General features: G+C 68.6%; 7 protein-coding genes and 1 pseudogene. 5 read left to right on the forward strand and 3 right to left on the reverse strand.

Translation table 11 applies throughout. From position 1 onward, the window contains the following. Window positions 1–114 precede the first annotated feature (114 nt). Window positions 115–1,626 (forward strand): class I SAM-dependent methyltransferase, encoded by a 1,512-nt coding sequence (locus tag DK368_RS09740; RefSeq protein WP_114393738.1) that lies wholly within the window; start codon window positions 115–117, stop codon window positions 1,624–1,626. Between the two features lie 109 nt (window positions 1,627–1,735). Beyond that, on the forward strand, window positions 1,736–5,869 hold the full coding sequence (locus DK368_RS09745) for a hybrid sensor histidine kinase/response regulator (protein WP_162305952.1): 4,134 nt from the start codon (window positions 1,736–1,738) through the stop codon (window positions 5,867–5,869). A gap of 15 nt (window positions 5,870–5,884) precedes the next feature. Here the strand turns inward: DK368_RS09745 and DK368_RS09750 are convergent, their stop codons facing one another. Together DK368_RS09750 and DK368_RS09755 are read right to left on the reverse strand one after the other, a co-directional pair. Beyond that, the gene (locus DK368_RS09750; RefSeq protein WP_114393764.1) at window positions 5,885–7,012 is read right to left on the reverse strand and encodes a THUMP domain-containing class I SAM-dependent RNA methyltransferase; all 1,128 of its coding nucleotides are present in this window, start codon (window positions 7,010–7,012) and stop codon (window positions 5,885–5,887) included. A gap of 122 nt (window positions 7,013–7,134) precedes the next feature. Next, window positions 7,135–9,210: a 3-hydroxyacyl-CoA dehydrogenase NAD-binding domain-containing protein gene (locus DK368_RS09755; RefSeq protein WP_114393740.1), complete on the reverse strand. Its 2,076-nt coding sequence runs from the start codon at window positions 9,208–9,210 to the stop codon at window positions 7,135–7,137. Window positions 9,211–9,491: 281 nt separating this feature from the next. On the opposite strand from DK368_RS09755, the gene DK368_RS09760 reads away from it, so the two are divergent. Next, a complete protein-coding gene (locus tag DK368_RS09760) occupies window positions 9,492–10,253 on the forward strand; it encodes a class II aldolase/adducin family protein (protein WP_114393765.1) in 762 nt (253 codons plus the stop codon). 44 nt (window positions 10,254–10,297) lie between these two features. Beyond that, window positions 10,298–11,119, forward strand: coding sequence for an acyl-CoA thioesterase (locus DK368_RS09765; RefSeq protein ID WP_162305953.1), 822 nt, complete (start codon window positions 10,298–10,300; stop codon window positions 11,117–11,119). 205 nt (window positions 11,120–11,324) lie between these two features. Here DK368_RS09765 and DK368_RS09770 read toward each other — a convergent pair whose 3' ends face one another. Beyond that, window positions 11,325–12,389 (reverse strand): PDDEXK family nuclease, encoded by a 1,065-nt coding sequence (locus DK368_RS09770; RefSeq protein WP_114393766.1) that lies wholly within the window; start codon window positions 12,387–12,389, stop codon window positions 11,325–11,327. A gap of 236 nt (window positions 12,390–12,625) precedes the next feature. Between DK368_RS09770 and DK368_RS22000 the strand changes: the two are divergent. Next, window positions 12,626–12,793 (forward strand): annotated as a pseudogene (locus DK368_RS22000) (integrase core domain-containing protein); the annotation flags it as partial. Between the last annotated feature and the right edge of the window lie 67 nt (window positions 12,794–12,860).

Here is a 12,860-nt window from a genome sequence, read left to right on the forward strand (position 1 = left end):
GACTGCACGCCCCGGGACAGGCTGTAAACGCCACTTCGGCAGCGGGAGGATGGCGGCAGCCCGCCGTCTGGTGTAGGAAGCGGCAGCCCGCCGACCTGCCCCGATCTCTCAAGCATGCAGCCCTGGACCGACGGTTACGTCACCGAAGTACCCTATACGGCCGGGCATCATGCCGCCATGATGCCGCGGAATCTGGCCCTGGCCCTGCTCTCGGCCGGCATACGCCCGCCGGATCTGGAGCCGGGCTTCACCTATTGCGAACTGGGCTTCGGCCGTGGCTTCTCCCTGGCGCTGACGGCCGCGGCCAACCCGACGGGCCGTTTCTACGGCAATGACTTCAACCCGGACCACGTCGGCGAAGCCGCCGCCCTGGCTCTGCGCGCCGGGCTGGACAACCTGACGGTCTCCGGCTGCGACTTCGCCGGCTACCGCGACGAGGACCTTCCTGCCTTCGACATCATCGCCCTGCACGGCATCTGGTCCTGGGTCGATGCCGGGCAGCGGGCGCTGCTGCTGGACTTCATCCGCCACCGGCTGAAGCCGGGCGGACTGGTCTATCTCGGCTACAATGTGCTTCCGGGCTGGTCCCAGCATCTGGGCCTGCGGCGGTTGATGCTGGACCGGCTGCTGGCGGAGGACGGGCCGCTCTCCCGGCGGATTCCGGCCGCCGTCGCCTTCGCCCAGTCGGTGGCCCGTGCCGGCGGCGGCTATTTCGCTGCCAATCCACAGGCCGCGCAGCGGCTGGAACTGCTGGCGGGCCGGCCGGTGGCCTATCTGGCCCATGAGTATTTCAACCAGACCTGGGAACCCCACTACAGTGCCGACGTGGCGGCCGATCTGGCCGGCATCGGCCTGACCCTGGCCGCCTCGGCCCTGCTGGCCGATCAGATCGGGCTGGAGGCCCTGCCGTCGGATGCCCGCGCTCTGCTGGCCGCGGAATCCGACCCGGTGCGGCGGGAAAGCCTGCTGGATTTCCTGACCAATCAGCCCTTCCGCCGCGACATCTATGTCCGGGCCCCTCACCCCCTGTCGGCGGAGGAACGGCAGGCGCGGCTGTGGCACCAGCCCTTTCTGCGGCTGACAGCCCCGGAGTTCCTGCCATCCACCCTGGCCTTTCCCCGGGGGGAGATCCCCCTGGAACGGGATCTGGCGACACTGGTCCTGGAGACACTGGAGTCGGGACCGGCAACGGCGGCCGAACTGGCCCAAGGGTCCGGCGTCTTGGCTGATCTTCCCGCAGACCGGCTTACGGACCTGTTGCTGGCGCTGACGGCGGGCGACCATCTTGCCCCCGCGACCGGCATCGGCACGGATGCCCGGGCGGCCCGCCGGTTCAATGCCGAAGTGCTGGCACGAAGCCAGCGGGATGATGATTATGGCGCTCTTGCCTGTGCTGCCACTGGCGGGGCCATCGAGTTTGACCGGATTGAACGGCTGTTGCTTCTGGCCGAGCGATCCGGCGCCGATCCGGTCCGGTTCGCGGCGGACGCCCTTGCCCACGGGGCATCCCTGGACGACCTCGCAGCCCGCCCGCGCGGCCTGAAGCGCCGTCGGCAGCCACGTCTGTTCGCTCTGGCCGACAGCCTGCAACCCTGGTCCGCAGCTGAATCGCCAGGGCAATGTTGACGTGTTAACAGGCTGCATGCGATGGTCTGCAGTTGTGGTGGATACACCCAACCGTCTGGCGAGCCAGCCGTCTTCCCCCGGAAGTTTCAGGCCCGCCCAAGGAGCAGCGGTGACCGACAGGTTCGATGCAGCGGTGCGCCGCATGCAGGCCCGGCCAATCTTCGGCTGGCTGCTGCTTTCCCTTCTGTTGACCCTGTCCCTTTCTGCAACCGCACAGGACGGCAAGCGCGCGGCCAATCCGTGGGATGGGTTCGCCTCGATCGTTTTTCACGACCTGACAACCCGCGCGGGACTGCCCCACGACACTGTCAGCGCCATGGCGCAGGACAAGGACGGGCTGATCTGGATCGGCACCTTCGGCGGGCTGGCCCGCTTCGACGGCTACCGTGTACGGGTCATGGAGGGGAAGGGCGACAATGCCCTGCCCGACACCTATATCCGGGCCCTGCTGCCGCTGGAGGATGGCGGCCTGCTGGTCGGCACCAATGCCGGCGGTCTGGCCCGCTACGACACGCGCTCCGACCGGTTCCGGACCTACCCGGTGGGCGAGAACGGAACGGCGCATGCCAAGATCTTCGCCCTGGCCCCCGCCCATGACGGTGGTGCCTGGATCGCCAGCGAGTTGGGGCTGGACCATCTCGATATCGCCAGCAACAGCATCCGCCATGTGCCGATCCTGGTGAAAGGCGAACCGGGACCGAAACCCCAGCGCCTGTTCGGTGTGCTGGAGGACAGCCACGGCAATCTCTGGATCGGCGGACGCTTCGGCCTGGCGGTCCGGCGTCCGGGCGGCACGCTTTTCGAACGGCTGAAGGCCGACGGGCCGGCGGCACAGTCGGTCCTGGAAGGTGAGACCTGGTCCCTGTTGGAAGACAGCCACGGACGCATCTGGTTCGGGACCGGCTTCTCCGGCGTCGGCTATATCGACCCCCGCGATGGCATCGCCCATACCCTGCCGGGATTGAGCGAGCCGGGCGGCGTCGCCAAGCGGCGCACGGTGCGCGCCATTCTAGAGGTGGAGCCGAACCGGTTCTGGCTGGGAACGGACGGTGCCGGCGTCATCGTGCTGGACATGGACACCGGCTATCTGGACCGGCTGGTCAATGACCCCGCCATACCCACCAGTCTCAACGGCGACGGCATCCGCACCCTGGTCCGCGACAGCACCGGCAATATCTGGGTCGGCACCCATCGGGGCGCAGAGCGCCACGACAGTCAGGCGCAGACCGTGCAGAGCATGTTCGCCTCGCCGCTGACCAAGCACGGGCTTTCCCAGGCCGGCGTGTTTTCGTCGGCCACCGACGCCCAGGGCCGTGTCTGGACCGGACAGGCGTTGGGGGTCATCGATGTGCTGGATCTGGTCAAGGACGAGATCCACCGGCTGCGTCTTCCCGAACCCCAGGCCGGGCGTGATGTGCAGGCCCTGTTCCGCCTGCCCGACGGCGACATGCTGGCCGGATCGCGCGGCATCGCCCGCATTGATGGCCGGACCCTGGCGGTCACGCCGTCCGCCATCCCCTGTGTCGATGACAAGGTGGTGCTGTTCATCGGACTGGATGGCGACACGCTGCTGGTCGGCACCTATGACGGGCTCTACCGTGTTGCCGCCGGCACCGGAGCCTGCAGCGTTCAACGCAATGTGCCCGACGATCCCACCAGTCTGGTCGACAACCATGTGCGGATCGCGATCCGCCTCGGCGATGGCCGGTTCCTGGTCGGAACCGCCGGTGGCCTCAGTATCGGGGATCCCGGCGCCACGGGCTTTCGCAATGTGCGTGCCGACCCAGCCAATCCGCATGGATTGCCGCACGGCTACATCACCGCCATCGTGCCGGATCGGGACGGGCGCGTCTGGTTCAGCACCTCGGGCGGCGGCATCGCCATGACCACCATGGCCGATCTGGCCGGCACACCGCAGTTCAAGGTCATCGATCGGCATCAGGGGCTGCCGGCCGACAATGTCGATTCCATGATGGCGGACGAGAGCGGCCGCCTGTGGGCGGCCACCCCCAACAGTCTGGTCATGGTCGACATGTCGAGCCTGGCCGTGCGTCCCCTGGGGGAGCGGGACGGACTGACGGTGGACAGTTACTTCATCCGTTCGGTCGGGCGAGGTCCCCAGGGCGAGCTGCTGTTCGGCGGCCCCGGAGGCCTGTCGATCGTCAATCCAGAGCCGGTCAGCGGCCAGGGGGCCGCCGCCAGACTGGCGATCACCGCAATGTCCATCAACCAGCACCCGGTTGCCCCCGGTGCCCTGCCCGGCCCCAGCCGCCCGCTGACGCTGGATGCCGACGAGCGGAACCTGACGCTCGATTTCGCCCTGCTGGACTACCGGGCCCGCGGCGATCTGCGCTACAGCTATCGGCTGGAGGGCTTCGACCAGGACTGGATCGTCAGCACCCAGGGGCTGCCCGGAGCCACCTACACCAACCTGCCCGCCGGGGAATATCTGTTGCGGGTCCGGGCGTTCCGGACCGGCACCGGGACGGTGGCGGGAGAAATCGCCTTCCCCATCCTGATCGAGCCGCACTGGTACGAGACCTGGTGGCTCCGCGTCCTGCTGGGGGCCGCCGCCCTGGGCGGCATCCTGCTGATCGTCCAGGCACGAACTGCTTTCCTCCGCCGCAGGCAGCAGGAGCTGGAGGCTATCATCGAGGATCGGACCCGCGATCTGCTGGACAGCAACGAGCGTCTGGCCGAGGCCAAGGAGGCGGCCGAACAGGCGGCAGAGGCGAAATCGGCCTTCCTGGCCAGCATGAGCCATGAGATCCGGACACCGTTGAACGGCGTCATCGGTTTCAACGATCTGCTGCTGGAGACACCGCTGTCCGGCGAACAGCGGCAGTGGGCCGAGGTGGTGCGCGATGCCGCCCGTTCGCTGCTGGTGGTCGTCAATGACGTGCTGGACCTGTCACGCGCCGAATCCGGGCGGATGGAGCTGCTGCCGGAACCGTTCGAACTGACATCCTTCGCCCAGGGCACCGCCCGCATCATCGCCGCCGCCGCCGCGGAAAAGGGGCTGGTCCTGACGGTGCAAACGGCCCCGGACCTGCCGCGCTGGGTCCTGGGCGATTGGCACCGGCTGCGGCAGGTCCTGCTGAACCTGCTGAACAATGCCGTAAAGTTCACGGCCGCCGGCGGCATCACTCTGTCACTGACGCGCGAGGGCGGGCTGGTGCGTGTGGCCGTGCGTGATACCGGCATTGGCATTCCCTCGGACAAGCGGCACCGCCTGTTCCAGCGCTTCAGCCAGGTCGACGCCTCCACCGCCCGCAAATATGGTGGCACCGGTCTGGGATTGGCCATCTCCAAAGCCATCATCGAGCGCATGGGCGGTGAGATCGGTGTCGAGACGCAGGCGGGTGTCGGCAGCACCTTCTGGTTCACCGTCCCACTGCCCGAGACCGATGCACCCGCCGATCACCGGGCGGAGAGCCCTGTCGGCGAGGGCGGTCGGCCGCTCCGCATCCTGCTGGCCGAGGATCTGCCCGCCAACAGGATGCTGGTGGGCGCCATGCTGTCCAAGGCGGGCCATCAGGTCATCCTGGCCGAGGATGGCGCCCGTGCCCTGGAACTGGCGATCCAGGGCGGCTTTGACCTCATCCTCATGGATGTGCAGATGCCGGTCATGGACGGGCTGGCGGCCACCCGCGCCATCCGCCGGCTGCCAGATGCCAAGGTGGCCGCGGTTCCCATCCTGGCACTGACGGCCAATGCCCTGCCCGAGGAAGTCGCGCGCTGCCGTGCAGCCGGCATGGACGACCATGTGCCGAAGCCCGTCGATCGCGCGGTGCTGCTGACCGCCCTGACCCGGTGGGGCGGCGGCGAGAACAGCCCGCCATCCGCCCAGGGGCGGACCGCGACGGCGCCACCCGCCCATCCCGACCTGCCCCTGGACACCGACGTCTGGTCGGCCCTGGGGCAGAGTGTCGGCTCCCAGGTCCGGGCGGAACTTCTGGACATGTTCCGCGACGGCACCCGCAGTCGGCTGGAGCGCTTGCGGGCCGACACCGGGACGCTGGAGGTGGTGCGGCATGAAGCACACGCCCTGGTCTCCATGGCGGCCAGCATCGGCTTCACCGCCCTTGCCGATGCCGCCCGCCGCACCGAGCAGGCGGCCCGGCGCGGCGACCGGGATGCGGTGGACACGGCCCTGACCGATCTGGAACGTCTGGCGGCAGCGGCCCTGAAGGCGGCCGATGCCCTGGCCATCGCACCGGGCACCGATGCTGCCGCCGACTGAGCGGCGACCCCGCGCTCAGGCCGGGCCGCCGCCCAGTATCCCGGTGCGGTAGAGCACAACCTTGATGCCGCCATGCAGCACCGGGCCGGTGGTGGGCAGGAACGGCAGGCCGGTGGTGCGGGCCAGCACCGGCTCGTTGGTGATGACACCGACGCGCCAGCCCTGGAACCGCTGCATCAGCGTCTGACCCAGCACATGGTAGAGGCCATAGAGCTGCTTGGTGTCGCCGATGCGCCCGCCATAGGGCGGGTTGACGATGACCAGGCCGGGCGGCCCGTCCGGCCGTTCGAGATTGCTGATGGCGTGGTGATGGAAACTGGTCCAGCCGGCCACACCGGCCCGCTCGGCATTGGCCTGGCTCATGCGGACGGCGCCGGCATCGCGGTCGCTGCCCTGGAAGCGGACGGCCGGGACCACGGGGGTGCCGCTGGCCCGCAGCGCCGCCCAGGCGTCGGCATCGAAACCGGCCAGCTGCTCGAACGCGAAGGCACGCGCACGGCCGGGATACAGGCCGGCCGCCATCTCCGCCGCTTCCAGCACGAAGGTGCCGGAACCGCACATGGGATCGACCACCGGCTCCCGCCCGTCATAGCCGCACTGGCGCAGGAACAGGGCCGCCAGTGTCTCGCGCATGGGCGCCTTGTTCACCGCCTCCTTGTGGCCGCGCTTGTGCAGGGACTCGCCCGAGGTGTCGATGCTGATGGTGCACAGGTCGTCGTCGATGCGGGCCTTGACCACCAGTGCCGCCTCGTCGGACACGGGCGCGCCCAGCTCCTCGGCGATGGCCCGGCTGATGCGCTGGGCCGCGGCCCCGGCATGATAGATCCGGGAATTGGCGCAACTGGCCTCGACCCGGACCGGAACGTCGGGGCGCAGGACCTCCGCCCAGGGGAACTTCCGCGACCGCTTGTCCAGCTGCGCCAGATGCAGGGCACGGAAGGCGCCGATGCGCGCCAGCACCCGCGTGGCCCCGCGCAGCATCAGGTTGGCGCGCCAGACCTGTGGCCAGCCGCCCATGGTCACCACACCGCCCTTGACCGGCTTCAGCCCGGTGAAGCCGCACGCCTTCATCTCGGCGCAGAGCATGGCTTCCAGGCCGGGGGTGGTGACGACGAAGATCTCGAAAGTGCCGCTCGTGTCCATGGCCGCCTTGATAGCCCGGCCACCCCGGGGCGGCGAGGGGCATTCGCGCATGCCTCGCCCGTGCGGCCGCCCCGGCGGTTCCCCGGCCGCCGCCCCGGTACGGGCGGCGGCCGGGTCCCGGATCACAGGTCCTTCAGCCCCTTCCCTTCCGCCACCAGCCGTTCCAGCAGCGGCGACGGCGTCCACCAGCGGGCGCCATAGGTTTGGGCATAGTGGCGGATCTTCTCCAGCGCCGCCGGCAGGCCGATCTCATGCTCCGCCCAGAACATGGGACCGCCGCGATAGGCCGGGAAGCCGTAGCCATAGAGATAGACGATGTCGATATCGCCGGCCCGGTAGGCCATGCCCTCGCGCAGCACCTCGCAGCCGATATTGAACAGGGCCAGGAAGCAGCGCTCCACGATCTCCTGGTCGCCGATCGTGCGCTGGGGCAGACCGACCTCGGCCGCCGCCTGGGCGATCAGCCCCGCCGTCACCGCCGACGGCTTCGGCGTGCGGTCGCCGGGGACATAGTCATAGACACCGGCCGAGGTCTTCTGCCCCAGCCGCCCCGCCTCCACCAGCAGGTCGCCCAGCCGGCCGCTGCGCGGATCGAAACTCTCGGGATCGCGGTCCTGACGCGACTTGTAGCCGATATCCAGCCCGGCCAGATCCATCATCTGGAACAGGCCCATGGGCATGCCGAACTCCACCAGGGCCTTGTCGACCTGCTGCGGCGGCGCCCCCTCCAGGGCCAGGATGTTGGCCTCGCGGCCATAACCCTCCAGCATGCGGTTGCCGATGAAGCCGAAGGCGTTGCCGGCGACCACGCCGACCTTGCGGATGCGCTTGGCCACCTCCAGCGCCGTGGCCAGCACGTCGGGGGCCGTCCGCTCCCCGCGCACGATCTCCAGCAGCTTCATGACATTGGCCGGGCTGAAGAAATGCAGGCCCAGCACATCCTGCGGCCGCCCGGTGTAACCGGCGATGGTGTCGATGGAGAGATAGGAGGTGTTGCTGGCCAGGATTGCACCGGGCCGGGCCACCCTGTCCAGGCGCTGGAACACCTGTTTCTTCACCTCCAGCGTCTCGAACACGGCCTCGATGATGAGGTCGGCCCCGGCCAGATCGTCATAGGACAGGGTCGGTGTCAGCAGGCCCATGCGGGCCTCGACCTGTGCTGTGGTCAGCCGCCCCTTGGCCGCAGTGGCCTCATAATTCCTGCGGATGATGCCGAGGCCGCGGTCCAGCGCCTCCTGGCTCATTTCCAGAAGCGTGACGGGGATGCCGGCATTGGCGAAGGTCATGGCGATGCCGCCGCCCATGGTGCCCGCGCCGATGACGGCGACCTTCGTCACCGGCCGCGGCTTGACCTCGGCCGGCAGACCGGGGATGCGCGTCACCTGCCGCTCGGCGAAGAACACATGCTGCAGGGCCTTGGCCTGGCTGTGGCGCAGACAGTCCATGAACAGCGCGCCCTCGCGGGCGATGCCCTGGTCGAAGGGCAGCGTCACCGCCGCCTCCACCGCATCGATGATGCGCTGGGGAGAGAACAGGTTGCGCTTCTCCTTGGCGACGCGCAGGCGGGCGGCGGCGAAGAACCCGTCCGGCACCGCCGGCGGCGGCAGGTCGCGCACCCGGCGCCGCGCCGTGCCGGCCTTGCCGCGGGCGAAGGCGACGGCCGCCTCCAGCAGATCGCCCTCCACCAGCTGGTCGATGGCCCCGAGCGTGTGCGCCTGGGCCGCCGGGATGGGATCGCCGGAGATCATGGCCTGCAACGCCGCCTCCACGCCCACCAGCCGCGGCAGGCGCTGGGTGCCGCCGGCACCGGGCAGGATGCCCAGCTTGACCTCGGGCAGGCCGACCTGGGCCTTGGCGAGCGCCACCCGGTAGTCGCAGCTGAGCGCCACCTCGAAGCCGCCGCCCAGGGCGGTGCCGTGCAACGCGGCGACGATGGGCTTGGCGAAGGCGTCCATGGCCGCCAGCACCTCCGGCAGGCCGGGGGGCTTCATGCCGCTGGCGAATTCGGTGATGTCGGCGCCGGCCATGAAGGTGCGCCCGGCGCAGGCGATGACCACGACCTGCACCGCCGGATCGGCCGCCGCTTGGGCCAGCCCGTCGATCAGGGCCAGACGCACGGCGTGGCTGATGGCATTGACCGGCGGATTGTCGATATGGATGACGCCCACATCGCCCCGGACCTCGAAACGTCCTGTCATCGGCATTTCCCCCTGGTTTCGCCGCGGGTGGAACCGGCAAGGACGGGATCGCGCCTCCATTGCCCGGTGACCACCCTGCGCATTTTCTGCACGGCAGATTGTTTTGTCAGGCAACTGTAGGATCTGACCGGGAGGCTGGCAAGTCCCCCACACGGGCCACGCGGCCGTCTGCCAGCCGCATTGCCAAGCACCATCCCCCGCCCCTAGACTGGCCCCAGCCCAAGCATGGGCGCTGAAAGCGGGCAACCATGACCCGCCGCACCATCAGGGAGGAGAAAACCATGCACGCATCCGTGCGCGACCGCGTCAGCCCGGAGGAATGGGCCGTGCGTGTCGATCTGGCCGCCGCCTATCGGCTGGTGGCTCTGTATGGCTGGGACGATCTGGTCTTCACCCATATCTCGGCCCGCGTGCCGGGACCGGAGCATCATTTCCTCATCAACCCCTATGGGCTGCTGTTCGAGGAGATCACGGCCAGCAGTCTGGTGAAGATCGACCTGCAGGCGGAGATCGTCCTGGATACGGGCTATCCCGTGAACCCCGCCGGCTTCACCATCCATTCCGCCGTGCATGAGGTGCGGACCGATGCGGGCTGCGTCATGCATCTGCACACACCGGACGGCACCGCCGTGGCCACGCTGCCCGACGGGCTGCTGCCGCTGAACCAGACGGCACAGCTGGTGCTGGCCGACCTCGCCTATCATGATTACGAGGGGGTGGCGCTCGACCATGACGAGCGGCCGCGGCTGCAACGCGATCTGGGCGACCGCAATCTCATGCTGCTGCGCAACCACGGCACGCTGACGCTGGGGCGGACGGCGGCGGAGGCCTTCGCCCGCATGTATTTCCTGGAGCGGGCCTGCACCATGCAGGTGCGCACCCTGTCGGCCGCCGCCGGCGCCGCCCCCTACCCCACGGCGGACGCGGTCATCGAGAAGAACAAGGCGCTGGGGCGGATGGGGCTGGGACAGGTGGCCCAGGCCCTGATCTGGCCGGCCCTGCTGCGCAAGCTCGACCGGACCGATCCGGGCTTCCGGGACTGAGGCGACGTCCGTCCGTCAGACCGGCGGACGGCGGCATGCCATGGGTGGATGAACCTAAGGACACCATGATCGACCATCTCGATTTCATCGGCACCCTGGCGGCGATGCAGCAGCAGGACGGCCGCTTCACCGTGCCGATCGCCGCCAATTGGAGCCAGGGCCGTGCCGGCTTCGGCGGTCTGGTGGCGGCGGTGGGGCTGCAGGCCCTGCGCCGCAGCCTGGGCGAAACGGCGCCGCTGCGCTCCCTCGCGGTGATCTTCGCCGGCCCGGCCGTGGGAACGCTGGATATCGGCGTCCAGGTGCTGCGGCGCGGCCGCACGGCCAGCTTCGCCCAGGCGCTGCTGACCGGCGGGGGCGGCGTGGCGGCAACGGTGACGGCCTGCTTCGGTGCGGACCGCCCATCGGTGCTGACGCTGGCGGCACCGACGGCCCCGCCGGTGCCGCCGCCGGAGGCAACGCCGGAACTGGTGCCGGTGCCCGGGGTCACCCCGGCCTTCATCGGCAATTTCGAGCTGCGCCATGTCAGCCCCGACACCCTGTTCGCCGGGGGCGACCAGGGGGAATTGCTGTGCTGGGTCCGGCACCGCGATCCCGCCGCCTGGACCGGGGAGGCGGCGTTCCTGGCCCTCCTCGACGTGCTGCCGCCGGCGGCCGCCATGCTGTTGCCGCGCCCGACGCCGGTATCGAGCCTGACCTGGATGATCGACTTCCCCGGCTCCGCGCTGGAGACGCGGGACGGATGGTGGCTGGTGCGCAGCCGGGCCGACTATGCCGGGTCCGGCTTTTCCGGCCAGGCAATGGCGGCGTGGAACCGGGATGGTGCCGCGGTTGCGTTTCACCGACAGGGTGTCGGGGTGTTCGGCTGAGGTTCGGGCAGCAAAAAGCCCGCGCGGCTGAGTGGCCATGTGGCCTGCCCCTCATGAAACACCTAAACTCGGTATCCACGGAACCGGCGGCAGGCCCGAACGCGTCCCGCGCGGCATCGTTGGTCCTGGGGCATGACGGTCCCCGAGTTGGTGTCACGGACATCACGGCTCTGCCCAAGTCAAAAGACAAGGCAGATCAGCGGGTTCAGCCAGCGGGCGTGAAAACGATCCCACGATCCGGGAAGGCGTCGCGCAAATTGGTCATCGCCTCCAACCAGTCGTCGCCACCCCACTGGCTGGAGAAGGCATAGGTGCGACCGCCGACACGCAGCAGTTCGTCGTCACCGCAGAACCACCGGATCGGGTCGAAGCGCTTGCCCAGTTCAGCGCGAGATTTGGTCGCGAGGCGCACGAAGTCGTCGTGCCCCACCTCCCCCTCGACCGAACGGAGGGCACGGTTGGCGCGGGGACCGCAGTGCTTGGCCACGGTTTCGGGTGCGATGCCGCTCTCAACCAGATAGCGGAAAGTCCGCAGGATCGCCCAACGTTTCGACTCCCGCGGGAACTCCTGCTGGCCAAGCCGCAGGTCATACTTCGTATGATCGGCACCGCTGGTGCGCGCCTCGCGTTCCTTGCGGACCTTCTCGCGCACGCGCACCTGATACTCGGCGGCCTCGGGGGGTGGGATGATCTGCTGGACATCGACCAGCACCTGGCCCGACAGGTTGTAGGGCTGCAGGCGCACGCATCTGATGTCGAGGTCGCGCTGGTTCAGCCACAGGACGGCTGTCGTCAGTTCCAGCGAGAATTCGGCCGAGGCGAGCACAATCTTCACCTCCTGCGCGAACTGGTCATGGTCGGACTCGTCCCACCCCAGGAAGGCCAGAAGCTCGCCCCGTGCGTCCGCGTCGTCGCGGCCGATCTGCCGCAGGTAACGGTCGAACGCGGCGACCGCCTGATCGAAGGTCATGGTCGAGACCATCGCCGCATAGCGGATGGCCTGTAGTTCCATGTGACCGCCGTCTTCGGTGCGCTTCAATTCGATAACGACGAGGTTGGCATCGCGGTCGATCCCGAGCAGGTCGATGCGGCGGCGCGAGTCGTCCCACTCGCCGTATTCCTCGGCGATCACCAACGTATCGGGTGCGATGACGGCAATGTTCTCGCGCAGCAGCCGTTGCAGGTCACGACGCTCGTGCAACTGCATGGCACCGAAAGTGGTCTTGGTCAGAGGCTGGATACGATCCGGAGCAAATTCATAAATCGGCATGATGGGCACAACCTGGGGAATCCCCTGATCACTGTCGCAGACCGGATGGCAGGCTGGCAACCAGGATCACAGAAGGAACGTCCCACGAACATCCGGCCTTTCCCGTGTCGCTGAACAGGCCCCCGTTTTGGCCGGACAGTGAGGCATAGCCAGGGAGGCTTGGGGATATCCCTGAGCATGGGCTTATGCCTGAGATCGAGATCATCACGGATGGCGGCCGTCGTCGCCGCTGGACCCGGGAGATCATTGCCTGGCGGGCCGTCGTCAATGCCGGCATCAGCGGTTCCGAAACCATCCTCGGACGGAGCGGCCAATGGATCGATGATTACAACAATAACCACCCGCATTCCGGCCTTAAAATGCGCCCGCCCCGCGGGTTCATGAGGGCCTATCGTGGAAGCGCCTTACTGTCCGGCCAAACGGGGCCAGTTCACTGGGTTCTGTTTTGGGCGGTCTTTGCGGGCAGCAAAA

Source organism: Oleisolibacter albus (genome assembly GCF_003336875.1).
GTDB lineage: Bacteria > Pseudomonadota > Alphaproteobacteria > Azospirillales > Azospirillaceae > Niveispirillum > Niveispirillum album.